Annotated in this window: 27 protein-coding genes and 1 pseudogene; 10 read left to right on the top strand and 18 right to left on the bottom strand. The window is 68.9% G+C overall.

The window, feature by feature from the left end; genetic code table 11:
* Positions 1–145: 145 nt before the first annotated feature.
* The 9 genes from QSK31_RS28015 to QSK31_RS27975 form a co-directional block, all read right to left on the bottom strand.
* Positions 146–982 carry a hypothetical protein gene (locus QSK31_RS28015; protein WP_285687402.1) on the bottom strand — a complete coding sequence of 279 codons (837 nt, stop codon included), beginning with the start codon at positions 980–982 and terminating at the stop codon, positions 146–148.
* Entirely contained in the window at positions 979–3441 is a 2463-nt protein-coding gene (locus tag QSK31_RS28010) for an Hsp70 family protein (RefSeq protein ID WP_285687399.1), read from the bottom strand. The genes QSK31_RS28015 and QSK31_RS28010 overlap by 4 nt, the downstream gene beginning before the upstream one ends.
* Positions 3434–3943 (bottom strand): hypothetical protein, encoded by a 510-nt coding sequence (locus tag QSK31_RS28005; RefSeq protein WP_285687398.1) that lies wholly within the window; start codon positions 3941–3943, stop codon positions 3434–3436. The genes QSK31_RS28010 and QSK31_RS28005 overlap by 8 nt, the downstream gene beginning before the upstream one ends.
* Entirely contained in the window at positions 3940–4998 is a 1059-nt protein-coding gene (locus QSK31_RS28000; protein ID WP_285687397.1) for a serine/threonine-protein kinase, read from the bottom strand. The genes QSK31_RS28005 and QSK31_RS28000 overlap by 4 nt, the downstream gene beginning before the upstream one ends.
* Positions 4995–5750 (bottom strand): FHA domain-containing protein, encoded by a 756-nt coding sequence (locus QSK31_RS27995; RefSeq protein WP_285687396.1) that lies wholly within the window; start codon positions 5748–5750, stop codon positions 4995–4997. Before QSK31_RS27995 ends, QSK31_RS28000 begins: the two co-directional genes overlap by 4 nt.
* The gene (locus tag QSK31_RS27990; RefSeq protein ID WP_285687395.1) at positions 5735–7060 is read right to left on the bottom strand and encodes a hypothetical protein; all 1326 of its coding nucleotides are present in this window, start codon (positions 7058–7060) and stop codon (positions 5735–5737) included. Before QSK31_RS27990 ends, QSK31_RS27995 begins: the two co-directional genes overlap by 16 nt.
* Positions 7061–7215: 155 nt before the next feature.
* Entirely contained in the window at positions 7216–8730 is a 1515-nt protein-coding gene (locus QSK31_RS27985; RefSeq protein WP_285687394.1) for a hypothetical protein, read from the bottom strand.
* Positions 8727–9077, bottom strand: a complete 351-nt coding sequence (locus tag QSK31_RS27980; RefSeq protein WP_285687611.1) for a PadR family transcriptional regulator — start codon at positions 9075–9077, stop codon at positions 8727–8729. The genes QSK31_RS27985 and QSK31_RS27980 overlap by 4 nt, the downstream gene beginning before the upstream one ends.
* A gap of 260 nt (positions 9078–9337) precedes the next feature.
* Entirely contained in the window at positions 9338–9757 is a 420-nt protein-coding gene (locus QSK31_RS27975) for a hypothetical protein (RefSeq protein ID WP_285687393.1), read from the bottom strand.
* 622 nt (positions 9758–10379) lie between these two features.
* On the opposite strand from QSK31_RS27975, the gene QSK31_RS27970 reads away from it, so the two are divergent.
* Both QSK31_RS27970 and QSK31_RS27965 read left to right on the top strand, forming a co-directional pair.
* Positions 10380–10697: a hypothetical protein gene (locus QSK31_RS27970; protein WP_285687392.1), complete on the top strand. Its 318-nt coding sequence runs from the start codon at positions 10380–10382 to the stop codon at positions 10695–10697.
* 163 nt (positions 10698–10860) lie between these two features.
* Positions 10861–11372: pseudogene (locus QSK31_RS27965) on the top strand (HAD domain-containing protein).
* Positions 11373–11856: 484 nt separating this feature from the next.
* Here the strand turns inward: QSK31_RS27965 and QSK31_RS27960 are convergent.
* Positions 11857–12663 carry a transglutaminase-like domain-containing protein gene (locus QSK31_RS27960; RefSeq protein WP_285687391.1) on the bottom strand — a complete coding sequence of 269 codons (807 nt, stop codon included), beginning with the start codon at positions 12661–12663 and terminating at the stop codon, positions 11857–11859.
* A 320-nt stretch (positions 12664–12983) separates the two neighbouring features.
* Positions 12984–14003 carry a helix-turn-helix domain-containing protein gene (locus QSK31_RS27955; RefSeq protein ID WP_285687390.1) on the bottom strand — a complete coding sequence of 340 codons (1020 nt, stop codon included), beginning with the start codon at positions 14001–14003 and terminating at the stop codon, positions 12984–12986.
* 298 nt (positions 14004–14301) lie between these two features.
* On the opposite strand from QSK31_RS27955, the gene QSK31_RS27950 reads away from it, so the two are divergent.
* The 3 genes from QSK31_RS27950 to QSK31_RS27940 all read left to right on the top strand — a co-directional run bounded on the left by QSK31_RS27950 (position 14302) and on the right by QSK31_RS27940 (position 16842).
* Entirely contained in the window at positions 14302–14760 is a 459-nt protein-coding gene (locus QSK31_RS27950; RefSeq protein ID WP_285687389.1) for a PLL family lectin, read from the top strand.
* Between the two features lie 641 nt (positions 14761–15401).
* On the top strand, positions 15402–15689 hold the full coding sequence (locus tag QSK31_RS27945; RefSeq protein ID WP_285687388.1) for a hypothetical protein: 288 nt from the start codon (positions 15402–15404) through the stop codon (positions 15687–15689).
* A 919-nt stretch (positions 15690–16608) separates the two neighbouring features.
* Positions 16609–16842, top strand: a complete 234-nt coding sequence (locus QSK31_RS27940; RefSeq protein WP_285687387.1) for a hypothetical protein — start codon at positions 16609–16611, stop codon at positions 16840–16842.
* A gap of 338 nt (positions 16843–17180) precedes the next feature.
* On the opposite strand, the gene QSK31_RS27935 is transcribed toward QSK31_RS27940, so the two are convergent.
* Positions 17181–17909 carry an Imm32 family immunity protein gene (locus tag QSK31_RS27935; protein WP_285687386.1) on the bottom strand — a complete coding sequence of 243 codons (729 nt, stop codon included), beginning with the start codon at positions 17907–17909 and terminating at the stop codon, positions 17181–17183.
* A gap of 196 nt (positions 17910–18105) precedes the next feature.
* Between QSK31_RS27935 and QSK31_RS27930 the strand changes: the two genes are divergently transcribed.
* The 3 genes from QSK31_RS27930 to QSK31_RS27920 are packed head-to-tail and all read left to right on the top strand — an operon-like array spanning position 18106 to position 21552.
* Positions 18106–19401, top strand: coding sequence for a DUF2079 domain-containing protein (locus QSK31_RS27930; RefSeq protein ID WP_285687385.1), 1296 nt, complete (start codon positions 18106–18108; stop codon positions 19399–19401).
* Positions 19402–19418: 17 nt separating this feature from the next.
* A complete protein-coding gene (locus QSK31_RS27925) occupies positions 19419–20096 on the top strand; it encodes a response regulator transcription factor (RefSeq protein WP_285687383.1) in 678 nt (225 codons plus the stop codon).
* Complete coding sequence (locus tag QSK31_RS27920; RefSeq protein ID WP_285687382.1) at positions 20089–21552, top strand: sensor histidine kinase; 1464 nt, start codon at positions 20089–20091, stop codon at positions 21550–21552. The genes QSK31_RS27925 and QSK31_RS27920 overlap by 8 nt, the downstream gene beginning before the upstream one ends.
* A gap of 22 nt (positions 21553–21574) precedes the next feature.
* Here QSK31_RS27920 and QSK31_RS27915 read toward each other — a convergent pair whose 3' ends face one another.
* Positions 21575–22393 (bottom strand): SDR family NAD(P)-dependent oxidoreductase, encoded by an 819-nt coding sequence (locus QSK31_RS27915; RefSeq protein WP_285687381.1) that lies wholly within the window; start codon positions 22391–22393, stop codon positions 21575–21577.
* Positions 22394–22488: 95 nt separating this feature from the next.
* Between QSK31_RS27915 and QSK31_RS27910 the strand changes: the two genes are divergently transcribed.
* Positions 22489–23085: a TetR family transcriptional regulator gene (locus QSK31_RS27910; RefSeq protein ID WP_285687380.1), complete on the top strand. Its 597-nt coding sequence runs from the start codon at positions 22489–22491 to the stop codon at positions 23083–23085.
* 46 nt (positions 23086–23131) lie between these two features.
* On the opposite strand, the gene QSK31_RS27905 is transcribed toward QSK31_RS27910, so the two are convergent.
* The 4 genes from QSK31_RS27905 to QSK31_RS27890 all read right to left on the bottom strand — a co-directional run bounded on the left by QSK31_RS27905 (position 23132) and on the right by QSK31_RS27890 (position 26148).
* Positions 23132–24094, bottom strand: a complete 963-nt coding sequence (locus tag QSK31_RS27905; RefSeq protein ID WP_285687379.1) for a YihY/virulence factor BrkB family protein — start codon at positions 24092–24094, stop codon at positions 23132–23134.
* 97 nt (positions 24095–24191) lie between these two features.
* A complete protein-coding gene (locus tag QSK31_RS27900) occupies positions 24192–25607 on the bottom strand; it encodes a GGDEF domain-containing protein (RefSeq protein WP_285687378.1) in 1416 nt (471 codons plus the stop codon).
* Positions 25601–25870 (bottom strand): winged helix-turn-helix transcriptional regulator, encoded by a 270-nt coding sequence (locus QSK31_RS27895; RefSeq protein ID WP_285687609.1) that lies wholly within the window; start codon positions 25868–25870, stop codon positions 25601–25603. Before QSK31_RS27895 ends, QSK31_RS27900 begins: the two co-directional genes overlap by 7 nt.
* 47 nt (positions 25871–25917) lie before the next feature.
* Positions 25918–26148, bottom strand: a complete 231-nt coding sequence (locus tag QSK31_RS27890; protein ID WP_352244503.1) for a hypothetical protein — start codon at positions 26146–26148, stop codon at positions 25918–25920.
* Between the two features lie 19 nt (positions 26149–26167).
* Here QSK31_RS27890 and QSK31_RS48885 point away from each other — a divergent pair, with 19 nt between their 5' ends.
* Positions 26168–26278 (top strand): hypothetical protein, encoded by a 111-nt coding sequence (locus QSK31_RS48885; RefSeq protein ID WP_352244502.1) that lies wholly within the window; start codon positions 26168–26170, stop codon positions 26276–26278.
* A 36-nt stretch (positions 26279–26314) separates the two neighbouring features.
* Here the strand turns inward: QSK31_RS48885 and QSK31_RS27885 are convergent, their stop codons facing one another.
* A complete protein-coding gene (locus QSK31_RS27885) occupies positions 26315–26689 on the bottom strand; it encodes a hypothetical protein (protein ID WP_285687376.1) in 375 nt (124 codons plus the stop codon).
* Positions 26690–26706: the final 17 nt, after the last annotated feature.

Below are 26706 nucleotides of genomic sequence, written 5' to 3'. Positions count from 1 at the left end.
ATGGGTCACAGACGACTCGCAAGAGAAACACAAAGGAAATGTCGCCCGCTCCAGGACCACCGGTCCGCCAAGGACAGTCCATGACGGACTCATCCCCGATCCACGGGCAGCAAGAATTACCGCCGCCTCGGCACCCGGCGGAACCTCATGATGACGGGTGGATCAGCAGGGTGACCGTGCGGTTCCGGGCCGCCGACTCGTGCGGGCCGCCTTTCTGATCGGCGCTGACCAGTGTGAATGCCGTCAGCGGCAGTCTGCTGGCGGCCGACAGCCGGGCGGCGGCCACCTGGGCGCGGGCCAGCGCCACGGTCGACCCGCCGGAGGTGCGCCCGCCCGCCACGGGCACGACGTGGCCGACGACCGTGACCGTCACGTCGGTGCCACGCAGTGCCCGGCCCACCCGGCCGAGCCGGCCGGCCGCCTCGGGTGCGAGCACCTCGCCACGCGAGAACAGCCCATCGTCGAACACCACCCGCACGTCCTCCCCCGCCCGCGTCACCGTCCGATCGGGACCCTCGAGCCGAGCCGCGAGCCGATCACCGGCCGACGGCGAGGGCGGGGACAAGGGCGTGGGCGTGACCGGTGCCGTGGTCGGCGTGGCCGCGGGCAGCGCCTGCGACGGCGGCGGCGGACCCGATGGCCGGGCCCACCACAGCACCCCGCCGAGGAGCATCAGAACGACCACCCCGCCGGCGGCCGGCGCCAGCAAACGCCGCCGGGGGCGCGCCGCGATCGCCTTTCGCCCGGCCGCGGCGCCCTCGTGGCCCGGGTCGAGGGCGAGCACCCGCTCCCAGGCCGCGTCCGCCTCGGCGAACTCGCCCCGCTGCGCCAGCACCCGGGCCCGCAGGTCGAGCGCCGCCACCGAGTTCGCGCCGGCCAGCAGGGCGAGCGCGCCGTGCAGGTCGCCCGAGCGAGCCGCCTGGCGGGCCCGGTCGAGGTCGAGGTCCTCGCCGAGCGTGTGGTGCGGGCCTGGGGCAGTCACCGCTGGAGACCGCCGATCTTGCCCGCCACCTCGGTCGGCAGCAGCCGGATCAGCCGTTGGTTCACCGCGTCCAGGGAACGCGGGTTCTGGCCGGCGATGGCCTGCCGGCCCTGCGTGATCAGGAGGTCGGCCTGGCCGGTGACGCCGATCTTCTCGTGTTCCGAGCAGAGGATGAAGAACACCTTGACCGGCCAGTCGGGCGCCCGCCGTTCGACGTCGACCAGGAACTCGTGCACCCGGTCGAGCTGGGCCTGGATCGCGGCCCGGTCCTGGGCGTCGATCGCCGCCTGGGCACGCCGGCGCAGCTCACCCACCTCACGCCGGTCGGCGTCGGTGGCGGCGAGTTCGTCGGCGTCGGTCAGAGCCTCGCGCAGCTGGCGGGTCAGGTCGGGCAGCCCGACCGCGTCCTCGATCAGGTCCATCTCGGCCTGCACGTTGCGCAGCCGGTCCTCGGCTGTGGCGGCCGCGCCCGCGTCCACGCCGGCGGCCTGCACCTGCTCGCGCGCCCCGGTCATGGCGCCTTCCCGGTCGAGGGCTTCGAGCCGGTCCCGGGCCTCGGTGGAGTCGCCCGAGCCGACCGCGCCGCGCAGGTGGGCCATGCGCCGTTCGGCGTCATCCAGCATGCCGGTCAGCGCCGCCGGTTCGGGGGTGCGCACGTCGTCCAGCGCGATCTCCGCCTCGAACTGGGTCTGGATCAGCGGCACGTCGGCGACGACGGTGACCAGGCTGGACTCGTCCACCTCGAAGGTCACCTCGACCTCGCTGCCGGCGGGCAGGTCGATGCGTACGTCCTTGGGCCGGATCTCCAGGATGCCGACCTGCCGGTTGCGGTCGCCGCGCGGCCGTTCGCCCTGCACCACGGGGATGCGGATGACCGCGTCGGCGTCCGAGCGGTTGAGCGCGGTGGAGGTGCGGAAGACCTCGCGTTCGCGGGTGGGCAGGGTGGCGCCCTTGCGGACCAGGGGCGCGAAAGCCCGATCGGCCAGCTGGATGCCGAGCGAGTGGGCCAGCCGCACCCCGCCGAACTCGACGTTGCGGTGGGTGATGGACAGGCCGTCGGGGGTGATGCGTTGCGGCTCGCCGGCGCCGTTGAGCAGCTCGACGGTGAACCGGGCGGTCGTCAGGTCGTCGACGAAGACCTCGGTGGCGAAGGCTCCGGCCGCGTTCGGCGTGACCGCGGGCGTACGGAAATCGGCGCTCTTGATCGTCACCTGGTAGGTGGACCAGTCGACGTCGTCCGGTGAGTGCAGCCGACCCGCCACCGTGGGCGTGTTGATCGTGGTGGCCGGGTCGTAGGCCAGCTCGACGGCGAACTCACCGGCGGCGACCTTGGCGGGCGTGGTCGCCGGCCGGCGCAACGTGCCCGCGAAGATCGCCGCGCCGCGTGCCACCACCGTGGTCGGGTCGAGGCTGTGGTCCAGTTCGATGCCCAGGCCCTGGCCCGGGTCGGCGAGCCGGTCCCGCAGGCCGGGGCTGAGCGTGACGCCGCCGACCAGCAGCAGCTTGTCGATGTCGTCGACGTCGAGGCCGCCCTCGGCCAGGGCGCCGCGGCACAGGTTGATCGCGCGCACGTAGAACGGCTCGGCCACCCGGTCGACGTCGTCGCGGTGCAGCGTGTGCTCGATGGTCTCGGTGCGGCCGCCGGGCAGCGAGAGGTCGACGAGCATCTCCACCGACGTACGCCGGGACAGCATGATCTTGGCTTCCTCGGCGGCGAACTTGAGCTTGGCGAACGCCGCCCGCCACTGCGGGTTGTCCCGGGTGAAGTCGGTCAGCTTCAGTTCCTTGACCACGACGGGGGCGAGCAGCCGTTCGACGACGGCCCAGTCGATCAGCTTGCCGCCCAGGTAGGAGTCGCCGGCGTGGTTGAGCACCCGAAGGTCGCCGTCACGCTTGCTGACCACCGCCGCGTCGAAGGTGCCGCCGCCGAAGTCGAACACCATCCAGTACGCGTCGTCCTCGGCCTTCTGGAAGCCGTACGCGAACGCGGCCGCCGTCGGCTCCTGCACCAGCGGGCAGGCCACGGTGAAGCCGGCCAGCGCCGCCGCCTCGGTGGTGGCCTTGTTCTGGTTGAGCGCGAACGCGGCCGGCACGGTGATCACGGCGGCGTCCGGCGCCTCGCCGGTGAGGTGCGCGGCGTCGGCCCGCAGCGACTTGAGCACCTCGGCCGACAGTTGCACCGGACCCATCGTGACCTGGCCGTTGACGAAGGTACGGCCGGCGTCGGCCAGGCCCATCTCCAGCTTGAACTCGCCGGCCGCGTTGCCGCTGTCGAACTCGACCCGGTCGCGGGCGGCCCGGCCGACGTGCACGACACCCGGCTTGGGGATCCACACCACGGACGGGGTGATGTCCCACCCGTCGTTGTTCTTGACGATCACCGGCGAGCCGTCCTCGACCACCGCGATCGCGCTGTTGGTGGTGCCGAGGTCGATGCCGAAGTCGATGGTGTCACGCATGGCTGCTCCCGTGGTTGTTCTCGGCCCGCACGGGACAGCTGACGATCACCTGTCCCATCTGGATGCGTTCGTCGTTGAGGAAGACGGACGGCCGTACGGTCTCCGTCACGGTTTCGAAGTCGACCGCCGGGTCCTCGTTGAAGACGAGCGCCTCCAACGACCGTCCGGAGTGGAATCTCTCCCGGTCGTGATCGCGGACCACCAGGCCCGCGTCGGCCAGCGCCTCCTGGCACGCCTGCAGGTAGCGACCGGCCTGCCGGGCCTGGGCACGGTCGCCGCCGGTCTGCTGGGCGAGCCGCCGCCGGGCCCGCCACAGGTTGGTCGCCGCGGTGGCCAGCGCCTTGGTGTCGATCTCGGGCCCGGGCTCGGCCGCGGCTTTGGCGGTGTCCAGCGCGCGGAGCAGCGCCGCCAGCTGCTTCTGCTGCTCCGGTGGCCACTCCGGCGGCGGGATGCGGAAGGCCCGGTGGTGCCGGAGCTGCCGGAACTGCTCTCGCCACGTCACATGATCACCCCTCGGCGCCACAGGGTCAGGGTGTGCAGATGCCGGTCACGCAGTTGCGGTGACAGGTTCACGGCCTCCTCCAGCAGGTCGGCGGCACGCGTCAGCGCGCCCGGTCGGCGCGACAGAGCAAAGGCCTCGTCGGCGAGGGCCTGGGCGCGCACGCCCGGCTTTTTCTGGGGTACGCCCACAGCACGCGGCTGTGGTGTCAGCGAGGCTCGCCGCTCCCGCAACGCCTCGGACAGCGCCCGTCCGGTGGGTAGCCGGCTCTTCGGGTCGACCGCGAGCGCGTCCAGCAGGATCCGGTCGAGCGCCGGGTCGACCTCCGGGTTGTAGGCGCTCGGCGGCAGCAGCGGGCGCTGGAACCGGGCCATCGAGAACGACGAGAACTGCCCGCCGTCGTGATACGGGACGTGGTTGGTGAGCAGCAGGAAGGCGATGGTGGCGACCGACCAGACGTCGCTGGCGCAGGAGTAGCCCTGCTGGCGCAGCACCTCGGGGGCCATGAACGCGTACGTGCCCTGCGCGCTGGCCAGATGGGTGAACGGGTCGGCGCGTTTGGCCAGGCCGAAGTCGCTGATCCGGACGCGCATGCCGGTGCCGTCGTACCCGATGAGGATGTTCGCCAAGGTCAGGTCGCGGTGCACGATCGGCGGGATCTGCCGGTGCGCGACGGTCAGCCCCTCGGCGATCTGCTCGGTGATCTCCACGACCAGGTCCACCGGCACCTGCCCGTTGTGCGACCGGTTGAGCCGCTCGAGGCTGCCCCCGGCGACGTACTCCATCGTGAAGAACCCGCGCAGACCCGCCGCCGTCTCGACGATGTTGGCGTCGAACAACCGCACGATGTTGGGGTGGCCGAGGGTCGACAGCAGCTGCGCCTCGCCGAGCATCTCGCGGGTCCTCTCCAGCGACGCGACCTGCTTGAACACCTTCATCGCCTGGAAGCCGAGATACTCGTGGCGGACCCGGTGCACCTCGGCGAACGCGCCCTCGCCGAGCAGCCGGTCGACGACCAGGGTGTCGGTGACCCGGTCCCCGCTGGACAGCAACGTCACGCCGGATCACCGCACACGTTGAGGCGGTAGCCGATCCCCTTGACGGTTTCCAGGATCAACGGCACCGACGGGTCGGCCTCGATGCTGCGGCGCACGGCCCGGACCACCCCGGCCAGATCACCCCTGTTGTACGACCGGTGGGCGGCCCATTCCTCGCGGGCGCCCCACAACGCGGTGATCAGCTCGGCATGGTCGCAGGCCACGGCGGCGCCCTCCGAGCTGCGTCCGGCCATGTAGCGCAGCAGCTGGTGGCCCTGCGGCCGGAGCCCGGTGACCGGGACCTCGCCGCCGGCGCCGCAGCGGAAGGCGCGGGCGGACACCCAGTCGTAGCGCAGGCAGGGACCATGTCCGGCGGGTGCCGGCCGGGCCTCGATCGGTGCCCGCCGGGTGGTGTGCGGGTCGAGGAACAGCAGCTCCCAGTAGACCGGCTCGCCCTCGGCGGTCATGTCGCCGAGGATCAGAACCGTGTCGCCGTGCTGGATCGGGCGCCGGCCGACCAGCCGCTCGACGGTGTCGTCGCGCCGCAGCAGGGTGCCGTTGACGCTGGCGTTGTCGGTGACCATCCACCGCCCGTCGATCAGGTCGAGGGAGCAGTGCAGGCGGCCGACCCAGCGCTGCGGGTCGGGGCTGAGCGCCACGTCCGGCGACTGTTCCGGCGCCCGCCGGCCGATGGTCACCGTGCCGGCGTCGAGCTCGACGCCGCGCGTGGCGCCGTCGGGAGCGGTGACCCGCAGCGCTACCGTGCGGTCCACCGCGTGCTCACCTCCGGCCCGGGGCCGGCGGCCGAGTCGCTGCCGCCGTCGCAGTTGGCCAGCCCGACACAGAGGCCGATGACGATCGCGACCAGGACGATCCAGGCACCCACGGCGCGACTGTTGGTGCCCACGCCGGCCGCCCCGAGGTTACGGGTCACCCGGTTGATCTCGTCGACCGCGCCGGGCATCCCCGCCAGCTGAACGCGCATCTGCGAGGCCAGGCTCCATGCCGCCCCTCGCTGGCCCGACGCGGCGAGCCGGGTGATCCGGTCGAGCAGCGCGGCCAGCTCGTCGGCGACCCTCCGGAAGTCGTCGCGGTTCTCCCGGATCGCCGCGCGTGTCTCCGGTACGACGGCCAGCGCCTCGGCCTGGTCGAACATCATGTCGTAGCGATCCTCACCGACCGGCCCGTTGATCTCGAACAGCCGGTTGGCGCAGTTGTTCCAGCTGATCGCGACCAGCTCGCTGGCGTTCGCGGTGCGGCGGGACTCGTCGGCGGGCAGCAGCGCGCGCAGGCGGGTGACCGAGCCGGTGACCGCGTTGAGCGTGCGGATCGCCTCGTCGACCGCACTCTCGTCGAGCAGTCCGCGAACCTGCCGGACGGCGGTGTCGACCGCCTCGTACTGCGTGCTCGCCGCCTCAGCCAGCAGGTCACGTCCCAGGGCGTTCTGCCCCTTCCAGCCGCGGATGATGCCGGACAGCCGCTCCGGGCGGCCGGCCTCGACGGCCAGCGCGACCAGTGGCCGCAGCAGCGCGGCGGGCAGGCCGGACCGCAGCTCGTCGACCGAGGACTCGTCCAGCCGGCGGTCGTCCAGCTTGCGGACCCGGTGGCGCAGGTGTTCCCAGGTGGCGTTGCGCCGCAGAACCTTGTCCCAGTGGCCGGCCGCCTCGGACCAGAGCCGATCGAGGTCGGCCCGGTCGGCGCCGCGCGGATCGGTCACCTGGAACTCACGGTTGAGCGCCATCCCATGCGCGATCACGGCCCGGTCGTGCTCGCCGTGCAGCGAGGCCGGGCAGCCGCAGTCGGTGCCGGGCACCTCCCACAGCCAGAACATCTCGTCGATCAGCCGTTGCCGCGGATCTTCGAGGATCCGGTCGAACGCGGCGCGCACCTCGTCGGAATCCACATCGGACGGGATGCCGTCGACATCGGCGCCCATGCTCAGCGCCGCCACCACCTGCTGCCGCCGCTGCCGGACCAGGCGCCGATCGGCGACCGTCGGCAATCCGTTGGCACGAAAGGCGTTCAGGCGATAGAGATCCGGCCCGGCGGTGGCCCGGAGAACGTCGGACATCGTGTCAGCCATCGCCACCTCACTCATCGTGTTCGCGCACCTACGAGAGTGTCAGTCTCGCGCCACAGGTACCCATAGGACGATGGGAGACGGTTGGAAAACGCATGGATGACCGCTTACGGCCATCGGGAATCACCAGCCCGACGTGCCGGGCCACCCTCGACGGATCAGGCCGGCCGGACCGCGACTACCCCGGGCATGGCGCCGACCTCGGCGGCGAGGCCGGGCAGGACGCCGGGGCTGCTCAGGTCGACCTGCCAGAAGTGCGGGAGGGCCCCGCCCGAGCCCGCCACCAGCGGCGCCCCGTGGCAGTAGGCGTCCCGGTACTCCTGCGACGTGGGGTCGTAGGAGAAGGTGAGGCTCCTGATTCCCGGCGTGCGCCCGATCGCCGCCTCGATGAGGTTGCGCTGCTCCGGTGTCGCGTCCGGCCGGACGAAGACACGCGACACGTAGCTGAGCCGGTCCTCACTCACCGCGCCCGAGCCCGCGGGCGCCACCGGCACACAGGGCTGGGCCGCGGCGGTGGCCGGCAGCCGGTCGCCGTCCAGGAGATCAGGCAGCCGCCCGGCGGAACCGGCCGCGAGGAGAGCAAGCACGGCCGCACCGAAGGTCGCCGCGCGCACCGGCCGTGCCCATTCGCTCCGGCCGGGGATCGCCGCCACCAGGACCACCGCGCACCCGGCGACCAGGACCGGCTGCCCGAGCCACCCGAGGACCAGCCTCAGCCCGAGGAACAGGACCTCCTCGGCCAGCGGAGGATGATCGCTGTTCGACGCCCACAGCATCGCGAAGGCCGCCGCGGGCAGCAGCACCGCCAGCCCGGCCACCACGGCCACGACGATGACCGCCCGCAGGAGCCGGCGGCCCTCGACGCGCCGCGCCACCCACCCGGTCAGCAGCCAGGCGAGCACGGCGGCGATCAGGCCCGCGACGGCGACGAGCAGCCAGAGGACGGGCGGCGCCGCACGCGACAGTGCGAACCCGGCGCTGCCCTCGGTGCTCCACGGGGCCGTCTTGTCGACCACCGTGTCGTCGAAGCGCAGGATCAGGCCGTCCCGGGTCGCCGTGAAGGTCGCCGACCGCCAGGCCGGCCCGACGTTGTCCGGTTCGGGCCCGGTCAGCTCGACGTCGTGCCGGATGGTCCAGCCGCCCGCGGCGAGCCGGTCCCGCACCCGGGTGGTGTAGGCCGCCACATCCCGGGTCTCGGCCGTGTGCCACACCCAGTAGTCGGCGAAGCCGTACTGCTCCCCCTCACCGTCACCGGTCGGCACCCAGCGGGCCGCGTCGCCGCCACCCCAGGCGACCAGGCCGGGGAACACCTCACGTTTCAGCGCGTCGGACTCGGCGCCGCCCGGCAGCGCGGGCGCCGGCCGCCAGCCCAGCGGCGCGACGGCGGCGGCGCCGAACACCCCGGCCAGCAGGGCGATCAGCGTGGCGAGGACCACGATGCCGCGGCTGCGGGGATGTCCCAGCCGGGCGCGCAACCCGCACCGCAGCAGATTGGCGACCTGGCGCACCGACGGTCGCCGCCGTCCGCCGGCGTGGGCACCCTCGATCAGGGTGTCGAGCAGTTCCTCCCGCCTCGGACCGGGCGGATAGGAGAGCAACAGCCGGCGGTAACGTCGCTCCAGGCGTACCCCCGTGGTGGTCTCCTGCTCCTCGCCCGGCTCGTGCGCCGTCATGAGGCCACCAGTCCGGTGCCGGCGGGCCCGAGCCCGAAGTGCCGTCGCGCGGAGAGCTGAGCGGTGGCCGCGTCCACACTCGCCTGCAGCCGGGCGGCCTCGGCGTCCAGAGCCGCGGCGCCGTCGTCGGTCAGCCGGTAGTAACGCCTGGCCCGCCCGCGGACGATCTCCTCCCGGTCCGGTGCGACCAGACCCTCGGCCACCAGGCGATCGAGCGCCGCGTAGAGGGTTCCGGCCTGCAGCCGCACCCGGCCGGAGGACAACCGCTCCGCGTCCTGGATCAGGGCATAGCCGTGCCGCGGCGCCGAGGCGAGCGACGTGAGGATCCAGAAGGTGGGCTCGCGCATATGGTTCACACCAGCAATATAGAGATGATCTTAGTATCGATCAAGACCCAGGCTGATGCTGTTCGATGACCTGCGCGGCGGTATCGGCGAGGGACGCGCCGAACTGAGCGGCTCGCCGGCATAGAGCCTGGTAGGCGGCGCCGCTCTCACAGCTGCCGGCGGAGCTCCGGGTCCACGGGGCGCCCTCGAGTGAGGACCCCTGTCCCGGAGCTCCGCCTTGGGAACGCCTCGGCAGCTCGGCCCGACCGTCTACCTGACGGCTACTCCTCGAAAGGTGGGCAGACGTCGTACCGGGTACCCCCGGCACCGTTGATCTGGCCGCCGTAGTCCCAGCACTGCCAGGGGCTGGAGCTGTAGACCGGACCGGCGTAGTGCGTGTAGTTGCCGGGGGCGCTGATCCACGTCGTGGTGCCGGAGGCCCGGATCCACACACTCATCCGGATTCTGGCGCCAGGGTTGGTGCGAATGGTGACCGCGCAGCCGGCGTCACGTTTCCTGGCCAGGAATACGGTGCCGCCGGTGATCTGCAACTCCGATGCGAGCCTGTATCCGGCGCCGCACTGGCCGTCGTAGGTCGCCGCCGCCTGCGCCGGCCCCGGGGTCAGTGCCAGCGCGCCGGCGGCGAGGCCCGAAGTAGCCAGCGTGGCCACCTGCGGAGTCGGGGCGGGGTGCCTGCTCACCCTCGTTGCCGTCGCTTGCGCCCGGTGCGGGGTCGGGGCGGCTTGCCAGGCGCCCGGGTGCCTGCTCACCGTTGCTGCGGCCGGTCGCGGCCGTGGCCGGGCGCGGCCGTGGCCGGGCGCGGTTTGGTGGTAGGAGCGGACGTGAGTGGTAGACCAGGCTGGCAGTGGTGGGCCAGGGCGGTATTTCGGCGTGGATGCCGCGCTGGGCTACCACGGTCCGCGCGCGTGGTAGCTCAGAGCGGTCAGCGGTCTCGGATAGCGCCTGGTCCTACCACCGGCCGGGCGAGACCGGTCGGCCAGAGCGGTCGTGGCGGGCCGTCCAGGCCGGATGCCGCCTTCGGCTACCACTCTCGTGCCCGGCTACCACTGACCGCGCCCGGGCAGAGCCGCAAGCGCCGGCAGCGACGGTGAGCAGGCACCCGGGCGCCTGGCAGACCAACCGAAAGCCCACACCCGGCGAAAGCGCCAGCAGCAAGCGCACGCACCGAGGAGACCCGGCAACCCGAAGAACCCCGGCAAGGCGAGCCGGACCTCCACCGCGAAGAGTCTCCAGCTAGTCCTGGATCCGGACTTCCGGCCGGGCAACCTCCGCGCGGCAATCGAACATGGACTGCGTAGCGCGTTGCTGAACTGGATCTATCTACGTGGGCCCTACCACGTCATGGAGTGGATCGGGCAGCGCTGGAACGTCGAGGTGGCACCGAAAAGCGAAGTGGGTGGCAACTGCGAAGCCTGCAACCGGCTGTTCACCACACCGGGAATCCGTGAGCACATTGCAGAGGCTGCCGACCTGATGGCCAAGGAGATCGCAGGCGAGATGACTGTGCTCGACGCGCTGGGCTGCCTACACCCGACCAGTGTGCTCGGCTTGTGGCAGAACGAGTCGCAGGTACGCGACGACGGTGCAGGACGACGGCGGTTGCCGCTGCTTCCGGCCTAAATGCTGCGACCCGCCGCCGCGGACTCCAGACTTGAAGTTTGCGCTCTTGGGTGCATCGTATGCATGGGCCCATCCTGCACGAAGCCGCGACGCTCACTCATCTGCCGCCGAGAGTGCTCGGCATGGGCGAGGCGATGTCTGCCGCTGCGGTAGGTTCGCCAGCGTGATCGCTGGCCCTGACGACCGCCCGTCGCTGTTCCTGGACGTCGATGGTCCGCTCATTCCGTTCCGGGCTCGGCCGGCCGGGCGCACGCTCGCCTCGAGTGACGCCATCGCGTTCGCTACACGGCCGGGGAATCCGCTGCTGGATCGCCTCAACCCAGATGACGGCCGCAGGCTGCTGGGATTGGGATGCGAGCTGGCCTGGGCGACGACGTGGATGACCGACGCGAACGAGGTCGTTGCGCCTCGGCTTGGCCTGCCGCAGTTGCCGGTCGTCGAGTTCCGGATGACGACGAGATCCCCATCCGCGGGCTGCATTGGAAGACGAAGCGCCTCACCGAGTGGGCCGGCGAGCGCACGTTCATCTGGCTCGACGACGAGATCAGTGACACCGACCGCCGATGGGTTCAGACCCATCACCAGGGAAGTGCTCTTCTCCATCGCGTCGATCCGCTCAGGGGCCTGACCGACGCGGACTTCACCGGCATTCTTCATTGGCTCGCAATTCGGTAACGCACATGATCAGCCGTACTGTCATGCCGCCGACCGTGGGCAATAGCGCCAGGGCGGCCGTCGCCGTCCGTGCTGTCTACTGCGCCCCATGACCCAGCGCCCTGTGTCAGACATGTCCACGACCCGATGGCACGACGCCAGGCGTCACAATGACGTCGAGCTGGAGATAAATGGCGAGCTGCTGGTCTGGGATACCCAGCGTGGCAGGTGCAACTTCTCTCTGTTGCAGCGCCGCCTGTCCGCCGGTCACCGATTGTCGGAGATGGTCCGGAGGCGCCCGGCCCATCTGGTCGCGTTCGACATGTCGGGCGTACGGGTAGTGGCTCGAAGCCGCGTACGCAACCGAGTACGCCCGCGGCCGTCGGAAGATCCGCAAGCGCGGCGGCCAGCCGATGGCCGATCCGAAGCCAGCACGAAGATCGACTACCGAGGGTAGTTCCTGCAGACCCTTGGTGCCGTCCGGCTCTGCCGATGAGAGGGCGTTCTATCGCGCGACGGCTTCTGCCGGCGGCTTTAGCTCCGGATACAGGTCGAAGCATTTCCTGATCTCGTCGACCGACTCCGCGGCGGCCGCGAGCTCGGCGAGGACGTCGAGTGACTTGTCGAGTTCATCGTGCGGCTGATCGAGGGGCTCCACCTGGAGGCGGTCGCACCAGTACCAGCCGGAGACCTCGACCTTGTTGAGGGCGGCGACGTCATTGATCAGGCTGCCTCGCAGCTCGTCCCAGCCCCACAGCTCTCCGTTGCCGTACGCGGCCGACCGCGAAGCTCCACCGCGACATAGATTCCAGGCGGTGACGCCGTCCTGGAAGTCGTCATCAGTCAAGTTGCTGCGCCCGGTCTGGGGGTCGGTGAGAATCCAGCCGGAACCGTCCCAGTACTCAACCACCCAGTGGTCGATCCAGAGTTGCGTCGCGAAGTAGCCGGCGAAGCCGCATCGGACACGGGCTGGGGTGCCTGTTGCGCGGAGCAAGGCGCAGTGCAGCAGCGCGAAGTGGTAGCAGAAGCCGAACATTCTCTGCTCGACGGGCCGCTCGTGACGCAAGGGCGCCGCATCGATGCCGATCACGTTGTCCAGGATCGCTTCGGCGCCGACGGTCTCCTTCTGCGACATGCGCTCGGTCGAAAATCGCAGGCCCTGAACTTCCGCTGTGTAGTTGTGGATCAGCAGACCTCGCACGACTGCGCTGAGTGCCTCAGGGTCAGCCGGAAGGCCGGGCAATTGGTCTCGGTGGCGCCCGAGGTCGGAGGTCGCGCTTGGCTGCCGGTAGAACCATGCGATCTCATTCATAGGGAGGGAGGGTACAAATTCGCTGGAACGCATACCAGTAATCATTGTCGGTGGTCAGTGACAACCGTTCGATCCAGGTCCCTTCGGTCCAAGATCGACTGCATTGTTCTGCCGCCGACCGTGCGCGGCGACCGGCGGTGAGCTGTCACTCGGTGTGACGCACGCCGACGCAGCCCGACGCACGCTCTTGCCGATGACAGGGCACCCACCTTGCGCATAGACATGCTTGACCAGCCCGGACGTGATGATAGGCAGTGCAAGGTTGTCATGCTGAACGCCAGGGCCGGCTGCAGCACCAGAGCGGGAATGTTGAGCCGCGGCTACGTCCGTTGACGCGCGCTCGGTTGTCGCGCCGGTGAATCTAGCCAACGGTGGATTGAGTGCTTGTCCAGGGCCGCTGTTCGGCGGTACTCGCCTGGAGGGACGCCGTACTGCGCTTGGAATATCCGGTTGAAGTATCCGGCGTCGCGCAGTCCCCAGCGTGCCGCGATGGCGCTGACTGGTTTGGTGGCATGGGCGGGGTCGAGCAGGTCTTTTCGGCAGCGGGCGAGGCGGCGGGCGCGGATCAGGCCGGCCACGGTCGTTGCTTCGTCTTGGAAGAGCTTGTGCAGGTGGCGTGGGGAAATGTGGTGTCGGGCCGCGATGAGCGGTGGTGCGAGGTTCGGGTTGCCGAGGTTGTCTTCGATGTAGGCGCGAATGTGCAGTACCAGTGCGCGCCGTCGGGACTCGGGCGTGACCGCATCGGCGCGGTCTAGTCGGGTCGCGAGCGTTGCCGCGATCAGGTCGAGGACGGAGGCGCCGATTCTCGCTGCTCGTTGCCCGTTGTAGGTGTCGAGGTTCCTGGCCACCTCACGGACGACGCTGGTGATCAATGCAGCACCCGGCAGCGTTGAGTCGAAGGTCGCGCCGGCGAGCGCATTGACGTCCTTGTCCCGAAGTGGCAGCAGGGCCCGCGGGAACATGACGATGGCCAGATCGAGCCGTTGCGCGGCGATGCGATGTGGCCTGCCGGTGTCGACGAAGGTGAACGTGTTGACGTCGAGGGCAGCTTGCCGATCGGCCTGTTCGACAGCGAAACGCCCGGACAGTGGGACGTCGAGCTTGCACAGCTCGGGATCGGACCGGCGAAGCTGCGTCGTCCCTCGTGCGGCCCTGCCCTCGGTCCAGCTGATCCTCAAAATCCGCAACGGGCCGGTGTCCGCGATCCGGACCTGGTCGCGGTCTCCCAGCACCATGCCCGCGGGATTCCCGTAGGAGACGACCGATTCGCCGACGAAGTTGACGAAGGATTCCGCCCGCTCCGACGGCACCAAGTCGGTCGCGCGCCAGACGGTGGGCATGTTCAGTGCATAGCATCCTTCTGTCGACGTGTCAGCTTTCTGTCCTGACTTGTACAGCTGCTCGGATTTGAGGCGGGCAACGTGTGCGCCCGAATCCAATGGTCGAGCGCTGCGCTCCAACGACGCCGCAAGGTGCTCGTGCTGATACTTGAGCCGGTATGGAGACAGACCGATGCGGGCCTGACCAGGTCGAGGACCGACTCACCGCCTTCGAGCAGCATGATTTCAACGTCTTCGGGTGGCCTCGCAACGGGATGAACCAAGCCGGCTCGGCGCCACCGACCGCGGGAGATACCTCATGCGCAATGCATCCAAGCCTCAACAGCACACCCTCCGACGCCTGGTACACGTGCTCGCCTTGACAGTTCTAGCCGTCGGGGCACTCCCGGCGACCGCCGCCATGGCAGGAGACCAGCAACGGGCCGACGCCAGTTTCGAACCCTGCAGCTACCCGGTCATTCGTGGCGACTTCACCGGATTCGCGCTGTGCAGCACCGACGTTCTGGATTTCGTCAACCCCAACACCATTCAGGAAGCGTTTGTCGTCGGCACGGACCAACGCATCTACCACATCGCGCAGCGTTATGCCGGCGACACCGCTTGGACCGGGTGGCTGCAACTGCCTGGCGGCGGCAAGGCCGTCGACGGTGTCTGGCACGTGAACCCGGCGCCGCTCACGGTGAGCGTCATCGGCACCGACTTCCACACTTACTGCAACATCCGCGATACCGACTGGTCCGGATGGAACCGCTGCTGACCTGGAACGCAGTCGACCGTGCCCCGCGGGCCGGTTGGATAGCCGTTCCCCGTGATCAACCTCGCCACTGACAGTGCTCTCCGTGCCCCAGTGCCCTTTTCGCAAGGTTGGCGCAAGGTTCGCGAGCAGGTTGGGGTGCAACGGTGAAAACGCAGAACCAATCCGTTCGTTGCATGTGTCGGCTATCGGAGCGACGTGGAAGGCGACGAGCCAAGGCGGTGATAATTATCAATAGGGCACATTGATCATTCGCGCAGTCTGGTACAAGGACCTACTGCGATCATCTGAAACGCCCGAACTCGAAGGGTAAGGCGAAATGGCATTCAATGATATAGGCAACTATTGGCTAGCCAACGGGAATAGCATGTGGGTTAGTGTGAGATTCGCCCCAGCCGGGGTGGGACAGGACAGAGGAGCTCAATGGACGATGGCAGGCGCTAGGCCTTTTAGCACTTTTCCTACGCCCTCTGGTACCACTCAACTCGAGACAAGCAACTTTCAGAAGCGATTTGTCTACTCCAACGGAGGAACCGACTGGTCGTATTGGTGCCTGGTGACGAATACGTATAGTCCAGGGTGGAATGCGACATTTTTCGGCCTCTCGGGTGGAGGGAATGCATAAAATGATGACAACAAGAAACATGCTAGTCATCAAGGATGCGAGCGGCGAAATCATCGCCGCTCAGGTTGAAGAATCCCCTAGGAGTGAAATAGCGACCTACATTCTTCCCGCTGATCCACAGCACACGCTGCACAGGGTCTCAGATGTTCCAGCGGAAATCTGCGACCTGGCCGATCCGGTCGAGTTTCATAGAGTGATTACGTACCACGTCAACTCCGAGCTCGCCAAAGTTGCTCAGACTAATGCTGCTGAGCTTCAGGCTGTCTATTATCGGATCCTTGCTTCTCGGGACGAAAGCGCTCAGTAACCAGCTGGGTAAGCCACGCGGCGAGGTACCTGTGGTACTGGCCCTCTCCGCGTGGCTCTCGCCGAACCCCCCGTGGCGGGATGAGTATGGCCGACCCCGCATCCTCCGGTGACGGAGCGATGCCCAGCGAGGGCATTCAAGGAGATGAGTGGAACGCCTATGTCACGCTGGACACGTGTGGCTCGTTACTGCGCAGTGCCCGGGTGGTCCCGGGCCGGCGCATGCGGGTGGTCGGCGAGGGCCGAGGAGGAGTCGCCGTGTGCCCCGGCGACATGATCATCGTCCTGCGTGACGCTGAGCCAGAACACAAGCTTGCTGTCGACATAGGAATTTATCGACGTTTGCGGACGTCAACCGACTTCCGGGGGCGCGAACATCAAGGTCAAGTTCCTGAAACGGCAGATGTATGGGCGGGCGGCTTCCCTCTCCTCCGCTGACGAATCCTGCTCGCGTAAGCCCTCACAACGGCCACCTTTTCTAGGCCGGAGCCGTTTGAGTGACAGACCCTTGGGGTGCGTCTCACCTCAACGTACGCATGGAGGTCGCCATGGCGACAGTTAGTATAGTGGGTATCTACTCTTATGGCACTCCCTTCGAGTCGGCGGTGTTACAGCCAGGCGCCACCAGGGGGTCAGTTGGGGCCCGTCTGACGCGTTCAGTAACACGGCGGTCGTGCTGACTCCGCACCCAGTGACGATGAGCTCTCCTAGTCAAGCAACCATGAGGGTTTCAGACGTCGAATCGTGGTCAATCAAATCGCCTCTTGGTTCACCGTCAAGCGGTCTCTTCACCATCGGGTATCACGTCGGCGCGTATGTCACGAACATCGGCTCGACGCCCATAGAGGCCTTCTCGATCACCGTAGCCGTAATCATTCCCGGGCCAGACGGCCACTGAAGGATGTTGAACAATGAAACTAATGGCCTACTACGATGAGAGCGAAAACATCGTTGCTCTGATTGCGCGCCCAGATGAGGCGCCTCCTTCGGAGATCGATCTCGGTCGACCCGGGCTGCGCAAGATTGACGTCGAGGCCACGGAGCTCACGAACGACCTCGATCTCAACCAAGTCCACGAGCATCTGGCAGCGCTGATCAGCACCCAGCGGATCGAGTCCGCAAGTCCGGCTGCACGCCTGGTGGCAAGAAGCTAACGGCGGATTTCCGCGCAACTGGTGGGCTTCCCAGGCTAGCGCGAAACCTCGCGTCGCCGACAAATCCGGATTCCAACTGGAAGGCACCAAACGCAGCGAACCCATCCATTCCGACGGCGGTGCCGGCCCTGCCGACGGTCCTCGACGACGCGGGGCAGGCTCTGGAGGTGCTCCGTGACTTTCTGCCGGGCGCTGCCGGTATCGGCGAACGGCTGGCGGTGATCGGCAAGCTGGGCAGCCGGCGGAACTGTCCTGGACGACCCGCCCCGCTGGGAACCGGTGGAGGTGCGGCCAGAACTCCCCGCGGCCTACAAGGACCTGATCCACGCGGTGATCGTCTATGCGGCCATCACCGAGGTTCTTTTCATTCTGCACGACCTGCTCGGCGAACGCGTCGCGGACCGGACGGCCGTTCTCCTGGAGCAGTTGCACAGCCCGGGGTCATCACCCAGATGGCGTGCGAGCATCAGTGGCGTCGACTCCACTGCGAGTGAGATAGATCCGGGATCGAGATGGACGTGCGCTCCGGTTGGTGCTTGTTCGTCGGAGAGCGCGAGGCCCCGGCGGGCGAGATCACGAAGGCCTCCCGGGTTGCCGAAGATTTCCACCGTTCCATCGCGGATCTCGGCGATCACGGCCTCTCCCTCGACATGGGCGACGGCGACGAGGACGGCGAGGAGGAGGAACGCGGAGCAGCGCTCCCACATCGCGCAAGGGACACACAATGACGGGCGACTGACGTCAACGTACGCATGAATCCTTTGTAGAAGACCTGCGGCACACGTACTCGGCCGCTGACCGGAACCGGTCATGCCGATGTGCGGATGCCTATGCTGGCCTGCCGCGAACAGGTCGCCGATCTCGTCCATCTCGTGGCGTGCCTGGTCCGGGTTCGCGTGGCGCCGGGCGGTGAGGTTGAAGCCGGTAACAGATCGCAGCTCGAAGAGTTTGACGACCGGGATTTGCTCCAGTTCTCCGGTCGCGGCGCCGTAGACCACGGCGCGGCCGAAGGGCGCAAGCAGGTCGAGGCTGGACTGAAGAACCGGTCCACCGACCGCGTCGAGCACGATGTCGACACCACCTGGGGTGGCTGCGCGGACCTGGTCGGCCAGTCAGGTTGTGAGTGGTCGATGGCGACGTCGGCGCCGGGCGGCATGCCCTGAGTACCGCGGATCGCCGATCAGTGGTGTGGAACCGACCGACCTGAAGTGAACTTCAGCCCGCTTCAGGACCGGCTCAGGCGGCGTTGCCGATCATCGCCGCGTGCGAAAACGAGTCGCTCTGCTGGCGGTCGCGCTCTTCTCGGCGTACGCCATGATGGCAGTCACGAAGCACCTCAGGGTGCGCACCAACGCCTTTGACCTTGGCATTTTCGAACAGGGGGTGCGCGGTTACGCCGGTCTGGGCGCTCCGCTCGCGCCGCTGAAGGGGCCCGGCGTCCACCTGCTCGGCGACCACTTCCATCCGATCCTGATCCTGCTCGCACCGATCTACCGGGTGTTTCCGAGCCCGATCACCCTGCTGATCGTGCAGGCCGCGTTGCTGGCGGTGTCCGCGGTGCCGGTGACCCGGCTGGCCGTCGCGCGCTTCGGAAACCGTGGTGGCCTGGCGATCGGCGCCGCCTACGGGCTGTCCTGGGGCATCCAGCAGGCGGCCGGCTTCGACTTCCACGAGATCTGCTTCGCCGTCCCGCTCCTGGCGTTCAGCCTCGAGTGCCTGGTGCGACGGCGGTGGGGCGTGGCGGTGGTCTGGGCGGCGCCGCTGCTGCTGGTCAAGGAGGACCTGCCGCTGACCGTCGCGGCGATCGGCGCCTACCTCGTCCTGCGCGGCCGGTGGCGCCTCGGCCTCGCGACCGTCGGCGGTGCGGTCACCGCCGGCCTGCTCATCGTCCTGGTCCTCATTCCAGCGTTCAACCAGGCCGGCGCTTACGCCTACACCTCCGGCAGCGCGCCGCTGACCGGGGTCCCGATCAAACTGCTGACGGTGGTCCTGCTGCTGCTTCCGACCGGCTTCCTCGGCGTACGCTCACCGCTCCTGCTCCTGACCCTGCCCACGCTGGCCTGGCGATTCTGGGCGGACAACCCGCACTACTGGGGGCCGGGGTACCACTACAGCGCGGTGCTGATGCCGATCGTCTTCGTGGCGATGCTGGACGCTCCGCCGGCCCTGCTCGACCGGTGCCGCCGGTGGCTGCCGGCCGCCTGCCTGGCCGTCGCGGTGTCCGCGTCGGCGGTGCTGCCGCTCAACGCCCTGGCCGATCCGGCCACCTGGCGGCGTGACCCGGCGGCCGCGGCGATCCGGTCGGCGCTGACGCGGATCCCCGACGACGCGGTCGTGGCGGCCGACCAGCGACTGGCGCCGCAGCTCACCGCCCGCTGCGAGGTCTACCTGTTCCCCTTCTACCCGAACGCCGTGGTCCGGCCGGAATGGGTGGCCGTCCTCGACCCTCCGGATGCGGTGCCCGGCTATCGGAGGGTGACCTCCGACGGTGGGGTCATGCTCTTCGCCCGCGTCACTCCCCCGGCAGCTGAAACGGGTTTCAGGTTCGTGCGGCCGTGAGCTGGCAGGATGGCCGGGTGCGGTTGCTGATTGTGGAAGACGAGCGGGAACTGGCCGAGTCCTTGCGTCGCGGCCTGACCGCGGAGGGTTACACGGTCGATGTCGCTCACGACGGCGACATCGGGCTCGAACTCGCCTCGAGCGAGGGCTATCAGGCGGTCATCCTGGATCTGATGCTGCCGCGGATGAACGGTTATCAGGTGTGCGCCCGGCTGCGGGAGCAGCGGGTGAGTACGCCGGTGCTGGTCCTGACCGCCAAGGACGGCGAGTACGACGAGGCGGAGGCCTTGGACACCGGGGCGGACGACTATCTGACGAAGCCCTTTTCGTACGTCGTCCTGCTGGCCCGCGTGCGAGCCCTGCTCCGCCGGGGTCGTGAGCCCCGGCCGGCGCTGCTGACGGTCGGTGATCTGGTCGTCGACCAGGCGCAGCGGGTCTGTTCGCGCGGGCCGACGCCGATCACGTTGACCGCCAAGCAGTTCTCGGTCCTGGCCTGCCTGGCGCGCCGGGCGAACACGGTGGTGAGCAAGGCGGAGATCCTGGACGAGGTGTGGGATGCGGCCTACAACGGCGACCTGAACATCGTCGAGGTCTACATCCGGGCACTGCGTCGCAGCATCGACGTGCCGTTCGGCCTGCTGAGCATCGAGACGGTCCGCGGCGCCGGCTACCGGCTGGTCGACGCGCGTGCCTAGGCCGCAGCTGCCGGTACGGGTCCGGGCGGCGGCCGCGGCGGCGCTGGCGGCCGCGTTGTGCCTCGGGGGCGGGGCGCTCTGGCTGCGCCACGTGATCTACGCGAACAGTGTGGCGGGATCCCTCGCGACCGCGCAGTCTCAGGCCCGCGCCATCGCCTCGACATACGAGACGCCCGCGGCGAGGATGAACGCGGCCGGGGGCACGCTGGCGGTGGACTGCGACGGCGACAGTGATGCGCGATGTTCGTATGACAAGTGGTACGAGTTCCCCTACTTCGGCATGGGTGTCAGCTTCGCGGTGGTCGACGACCATGGCGCAGTGCTGCTGACGCAGAACCAACTGGCCTATTACGTACGGGAAAGCGGTCTGACCTTCCCTGCAAACCCACCACAGTGGAACGAGGACTTCTTCGGCCGCGTCGACGTGCACCTGCGGCCTGCCCGCGGCGGCGCACACGGGCAGCTCGACGATCGCGACGTCACGCTGGTGGCCTACAACCTCAGCCCGTCGGGCGGGACCGTCTACGTTCTCGTCTCCCCGCTCGACGCGGAGGCCGCCGTCGCCCCGGTCGACCGCTGGCTCCGACTCGGTCTCCCCGCCGCCGTCCTGTTCGTCGCCGCGGTCGCCTGGTGGGCCGCCGGCCGCGCGCTGCGCCCGGTCGAGCGGATGCGAGCCGAGCTGGCCCGCATCACCGCCGCGGACATGAGCAGCCGGGTGCCCCAGCCGCGCACCGCCGACGAGATCGCCCGGCTGGCGGTCACCATGAACGAGACCCTCGACCGGATCACCGACGCGGCCGAACGACAGCGCCGGTTCGTCGCCGACGCGGCGCACGAGTTGCGTAGCCCGCTCGCCGGCCTGCGCAATACCGTCGAGGTCGCCGCCACGCACGGTGGCGTGGCCGACCCGGAGGCGATGCGCACCGGCACCGAGCGGTTGCAGCGGCTCATCGACGACCTGCTGCTGCTCGCCCGGCTGGAACGGGCGGCGCCGGCCCGGGGCAAGCCGGTCGACATCGCCGCGATCGCGGAGGAACTGGTCGGCGAGCGCCGCTATCGGGTGCCGCCGGACGAGCGTTTCGTCGTGGTGGCTGAGGGGCCCGCACAGGTGATCGGGCGCGAAGAAGAACTGGCCAGAATGCTGAGAAACCTTCTGGACAACGCTTCCCGGTACGCACGCGACCGCATCACCGTGACAGTGGGCGAATCCGAGCCCGGCATCGTCCGGGTGGAGGTCCGCGACGACGGCCCCGGCATCCCGGAAGCCGCCCGGGAACAGGTTTTCGAACGGTTCGCGCGTGTCGACCAGGCCCGCGACCGCGGCCACGGCGGCGCTGGGCTGGGCCTGGCGATCGCCCGGGACATCGCCGTACGCCACGGCGGCAGCCTGTACGCGGCCGGCACCACAGGCGGCGCCAGCCTCGTCGCGGAACTACCGCAGTCGCCACCCACCTGAAACTTCTCATCGGTACGAGTGCCTACATCGTCAGCGTCTCGCTGCGGTCCCACAACGCCCGGGCGAGCCCCGCATCCGTTGCCTGATCGGGCAGCCGGCGAGCGACCCGGTGGTTCTCGTAGTAGTTGCCGGGCAGCCAGGTCTCGCCGGGGCGCCCGTTGATGAACCAGTTCAACCGCCTCCCACCCACCTCCGGGCCGGGCATCAGGTGCCTCGCGACGGAGTGGTAGAGGAACCGGAAACGGCTCGGGGTGTCGTTGGCGAAGTTGGTCGCGATGCCCCCCGGGTGGAACGCGACGGCATGCAGTCCCTGCTCGCCGTAGCGGCGGTGCAGTTCCCTGGTGAACAAGATGTTGCTCAGCTTGCTGTCGCCGTAGGCCTTCGTGGCCGTCCACCGTCTCTCGTTGCCGAGATCGTCGAGATCGATGTGGCCCGAGATGCGAGCACTGGCACTCGACGTCTGGATGACGCAGGCGCCTGCATCGAGGAGCCGATCTCGCAACAGGCCGGTCAGGAGGAACGGCGCCAGGTGGTTCACCTGCAACGTCAGGTCGTGCCCGTCCACGGTGGTGCGCCGGGCGAACAGACCACCGGCGTTGTTCGCCAGCACGTCGATGCGCGGGTAGGCGTCGAGCAGCGTGGCGGCCAGCTCCCGGACCTGCCGGAGGTCGGCGAAGTCGGCCACGTGGTGCGGCACGCCCAGCCGGCGGGCAAGGGTGCTGGTCTTCCCGGCGGATCTGCCGATCAGGACGACGTTGACGCCCTCGGCCGCGAGTTGTGCCGCGGCGGCCGCGCCGATGCCGTCGCTGGCGCCGGTGATGATCACAGTGCGCTCGCCCATGTCGCCTCCCTCTCGAACTGACGTCGAGACCATATGCAGAAACTTGGACTTAGTGCAAGTTTGGCTTCAGTACAGTTTCGCCTAGGATGGTGAGCATGGGCGAGAAGGAGAAGACCGGGCCGGGGCTCCGCGAGCAGAACAAGCTGCGCGTACGCGCGGCGATCCGGCGAGCCGGCGTCGACCTGGTGGCGCGGAACGGATTCCAGGCGGTCAGCGTCGATGACATCGCCGCAGCTGCCGGCGTCGCCCGGACCACCTTCTTCAACTACTTCCCGTCCAAGGAAGCCGTGCTGGCCGCGCCCTCCCCCGACCTGCTGGAGCGGCAGCGCGTCATGTGCGCGTCCCGGCCCGCCGACGAGCCGCTGTGGCGGTCACTGTCCGCGGTGATCCTGGACCTGATCGCCGCCGGCGAGGACGACCTGCGGGTGATGAAGCACCTGAAAGCGGCCTCACCCGAACTCGGCGACCTGCTCCACAAGTCCAACGTGGACGTCGTGACGGCGCTCGCCGCATGGGCGAGCGGACGCGTGACCCGCGACGCCGAGGACGAAGCCCGCCTACTGGTCACCGTCTTCCTCACCGCCGCCGAGACCTGCGTGGATCAATGGCCGACGGACCAGCCCATCAGCGCCACCCTCGCACGCCTCGAGGAGCTCTACGAGCGGCTGGGCCGAGCGTTCGACGGACTGTGACGACGCGACTCCCGGACTGCGGGCACGCCGTCACCATGCATTCGTGTCATCGATCCACCCGATCCCTCTGCCCGGGAGCGACCTGAACGGGAATCGCCTGCCCGGACGTCATCGAGGATGGTGGTTCGTCGCCGCCCTCGGACGCGAGGTCGGCCGGGCGGCCGGTCGTACTCGTCGCCGTGAGCGCCGCCGCGAACAGGACGAGCTGATTGACGGCGTTGAGGAAGACCAGCAGCCCGACCGACGCCGCGACCAGGTGATATGTGGGATTGGCCTCGGTGCGCTGCACGTACATCCGGCCGAGGGTCTTGAGCAGTTCCAGGCACACGGCGACCAGCAGCGCCGGTCCCAGCACCCGGCGAAGCGGCATCCGCACCCGGGGCAGTCCGGTGAGCATCCCGGCGGCCAGCACCGTGTTCACACCGATGCCCAGCACGAGCCCGACCGTCGCCAGTACCCACCGCGACGAGCCGGCGTCGGTGTCCGCCGCGTCGACCAACCGGTTCGCGGCATCGGTGGTCACGAAGGCCACAGCGAGTGAGGCGGCCAGCAGGATGCCCAGTCCGGCCAGCACGACGAGATCGACGAGCACGCGGACGATCAGCTTGCCCGGGTATTCGGGCAGCAGCCAGATCTTGCGGATCGACGAGCGCAGCACGTCGGCCCAGAACCATCCCGAGATCGGCAACCCGATGAACGCGATGACGCCGACCGTGTTCCGGGCGGAGCGCAACGTCAGGACGTCGACATGGGGCAGGTTCTCGGCGAAGTACCGTTCCACCGACCGCAGCACCGCCGGGTCGTCCAGGACGAACCCGAAGATCGCGACGCCGAGCAGTCCGAGCGAGAACGTGGCGAAGAACGAGTAGTAGGTCACGGCGGCGGACAGCCGGCCACCGTCCGCCTCGTCGTACCGCCGGCCGGCCCGCACCACGTGATCCACCCAGCCGACGCGGCGCAGCCGCCGCCAGGCCGCCGCACCGGCCCGCAGGAAACGTCGACCCGTCACGGCGATCGGATACCCCGCCGGTCACCCGGTTACGCAGGACACCGTCGGCGAGTCCGGCCGACGTCCGGCCATGACCAGGCCGGATTCGGCCGTTTGATCACGCGGGGGATGCGCCGCAGACCCGGTTCCGGCCGGATTGTTTCGCCCGGTAGAGGGCGGCGTCGGCCCGGCTGACCAGCTCGTCGGCGGTCTCCGACCCGGTCCAGGCGGCCAGGCCGGCGGAGAAGGTGGCACGGTCCGGAGTCACCTGGCGCAGACGGTCCAGGATCTGTGCGGCTTCGCCGGGACTGACGCCGGGCAGCAGGACGGTGAACTCCTCACCGCCGTAGCGCGCCAAGGTGTCGGTCTCCCGTAGCTGCTCCGACCAGGCTGCACTGGCCTCCTTGAGCAACAGATCCCCGGCGGGATGGCCGTGCAGGTCGTTGTAGAGCTTGAAGTGGTCGAGATCGAGGATGCCGACCGTGAGCGGCTTGCCGGTGCGGCGAGCGCTCTCGAGTGCGGCGTTCAGACGCTCGGTCCAGGCCCGGCGGTTGGCCACGCCGGTCAGCGGATCGCGCAGGGACAGCTCGCGCACCTGCCGGGTGGCGCGTTGCGACCTCTGCAGGAGTTGCATGACCCGGACCAGTACGAGAGACCAGATGATGGCCGAGCTGACGGCGATGGCCTTGCCGTCGCTGACCGGCGGATTGGTGGCCTGTACGAACAGGGTCACCGGAGCGATGAGCACGGCGACGCCGAGGCCGCCGAACTGCGGCACGCTGACACCGTCGGCGTCCGCGACGGGCCCGGCCGCCTCCCTCGGGTATCGCGCGGCCCAGCCGAGCAGCGAGATACCGGCCAGGGGCAGGGCCGCCGCCAGGCGGGCGACCCATGCGTCGTCGATGACGGGCAGGAACTCGGCGACGGTGGGGACCCAGTCGGCCAGCAGGAACAACCCGAAGGCAGCGGTCATGATGCGTGTGCCCAGGCCGGCCTTCGGCCCGGTCGTTCGCAGCAGCAGGACCGTCGAGGCGAACAGCATCAGGTCCACCACGGCGAAAGCCAGCGGGAAGAACTGCTCGGGCCGGGTCGCGCCGGGCTCGTCGAGCGCCGGTTCGATCTGGAGGAGCCAGAAAACCAGGCCGATCCCGGCGGTGACGATGAGAGCGTCGACGACCGCGGCCCAGTCCGCTCGCCGTGACGATGTCCGCACCATCAGGATCAGGCCCACCGCCGCGATCAGGGGGCCGGCCAGCTGGAGCAGAGCCGGCACCAGACCCGGATCGGTGGCCAGGCCGGCGACCAGGAAGCTCGAACCGGGGACGGCGACCGCGGCCGCGAGGATCGACCAGGGCAGCCGGACGTCGCGGGTGGCTCCGGCGACGCGCAGCTCGATGAGGATCGTGGCGGACGCGGTCCAGGCCAGACCGGTCTGGACGACCGGCAGCCAGAAGCCGATCGGCGGTTGCAGGATCGAGGAGGCCAGGCCGCCCAGAGCCATCACCGCGAAGAAGCATCGCCACTGCGTCAGCACCCCATCATCAAACAGCCTCTCGGCCCGGGGAAAGCGCGAAATGGCGCTGCTCGGCGTTCCGGGACGGATTCAGCGCGGCCGGTCGCTGATGCGTTGCGTGGCCACCTTTCGTCGTACTCCTGCTGGTACTTGGTGATCTCGTCGCTGTGGTCGACGGTCCAGCCGTGGAGATGCAGGAAGGGATCGCGTAGCGAACGTCCCAGCGGTGTCAGTGAGTATTCGACCCCGACCGGGGATGTCGGCAGCACCGTGCGCTGGACCATTCCGTTTCGCTCCAGCCGGCGCAGCGTCTGGGTGAGCACCCGCTGTGTCACCCGTCAACGTGCTGAGTGCCACGATGATGCGCGAGTTGCGGGACCTGCTCACCGAAGTGCGGGCCGACCCGGCGATCAAGGTCATCCTGTTCGAGAGTGGCGACCCCGAATTCTTTCTCGCCCACGTCGACATGCGCATCCTCGACGAGAAGGAGACATTCGAGGAACTCGTCGCTTCCGCGCCGGTGGGCCTGAACGCGTTCCAGGCAGTCGGAGACCGCCCGCATCGGCCAGATCGAGGCGCTGATGGGAATCATCCCCGGCGGCGGCGGAACGCAGTACCTGCGCGAACGCATCTGCCGCAGCCGGGCGCTGGAGGTCATTCTCAGCGGCGACAGAGCGGCGCACCGCCGATAGGACCGATTTCATCGTCAGGCGAGACCGGAAGCAGTTTCACCTGCCAGTTCGTCGAGAGCCGGGTCGCCGACCGCTGCGCGCGGGCCCAGAACCGCGGGATCGGCCCGGCTGATCAGCCGGGCCGTCGACGGCACCGGGGCTGGAGAACGACACCGAAGGCGCCGCGGGACGAGAGGACTGGGGCGGCGGCCATTGCGACGCGGCGATCTGCGTTCCGGTGATCGACGGCGTGGGCGAGATCTGGTCGAGCAAGCGCTGCGCCAAGGTGGCGTCGATCTCCAGTTCGGCGCTGATGCGCACGTCGGCGGCGGTCGCCAGGTCCACGACGTCGTCGCTGGTGAACGCATCAGCTCCCAGCGTGCTCAGCCGCCGCGCGAACTCCTGAACATTAATCATCTGCAGCCTTATCATCGGATTACTGATGATCC

It is taken from the genome of Actinoplanes sp. NBRC 103695, assembly GCF_030269485.1.
Taxonomy (GTDB): domain Bacteria; phylum Actinomycetota; class Actinomycetes; order Mycobacteriales; family Micromonosporaceae; genus Actinoplanes.
The sequence above is the reverse complement of the archived record's forward strand: the minus strand, read 5'-3'. Positions and strand labels throughout refer to the sequence as shown.

Coding starts and splice junctions, on each gene's coding strand:
- QSK31_RS27990 (WP_285687395.1), bottom strand. CDS start 7,060: ATGGCTGACACGATGTCCGACGTTCTCCGGGCCACCGCCGGGCCGGAT.
- QSK31_RS27885 (WP_285687376.1), bottom strand. CDS start 26,689: ATGATAAGGCTGCAGATGATTAATGTTCAGGAGTTCGCGCGGCGGCTG.
- QSK31_RS27955 (WP_285687390.1), bottom strand. CDS start 14,003: ATGCCCACCGTCTGGCGCGCGACCGACTTGGTGCCGTCGGAGCGGGCG.
- QSK31_RS27945 (WP_285687388.1), top strand. CDS start 15,402: ATGCTAGTCATCAAGGATGCGAGCGGCGAAATCATCGCCGCTCAGGTT.
- QSK31_RS27960 (WP_285687391.1), bottom strand. CDS start 12,663: ATGAATGAGATCGCATGGTTCTACCGGCAGCCAAGCGCGACCTCCGAC.
- QSK31_RS27985 (WP_285687394.1), bottom strand. CDS start 8,730: ATGACGGCGCACGAGCCGGGCGAGGAGCAGGAGACCACCACGGGGGTA.
- QSK31_RS27950 (WP_285687389.1), top strand. CDS start 14,302: ATGCGCAATGCATCCAAGCCTCAACAGCACACCCTCCGACGCCTGGTA.
- QSK31_RS27915 (WP_285687381.1), bottom strand. CDS start 22,393: ATGGGCGAGCGCACTGTGATCATCACCGGCGCCAGCGACGGCATCGGC.
- QSK31_RS48885 (WP_352244502.1), top strand. CDS start 26,168: ATGGGAATCATCCCCGGCGGCGGCGGAACGCAGTACCTGCGCGAACGC.
- QSK31_RS27910 (WP_285687380.1), top strand. CDS start 22,489: ATGGGCGAGAAGGAGAAGACCGGGCCGGGGCTCCGCGAGCAGAACAAG.
- QSK31_RS27895 (WP_285687609.1), bottom strand. CDS start 25,870: ATGGTCCAGCGCACGGTGCTGCCGACATCCCCGGTCGGGGTCGAATAC.
- QSK31_RS28010 (WP_285687399.1), bottom strand. CDS start 3,441: ATGCGTGACACCATCGACTTCGGCATCGACCTCGGCACCACCAACAGC.
- QSK31_RS27940 (WP_285687387.1), top strand. CDS start 16,609: ATGGCCTACTACGATGAGAGCGAAAACATCGTTGCTCTGATTGCGCGC.
- QSK31_RS27980 (WP_285687611.1), bottom strand. CDS start 9,077: ATGCGCGAGCCCACCTTCTGGATCCTCACGTCGCTCGCCTCGGCGCCG.
- QSK31_RS27890 (WP_352244503.1), bottom strand. CDS start 26,148: ATGCGGGCGGTCTCCGACTGCCTGGAACGCGTTCAGGCCCACCGGCGC.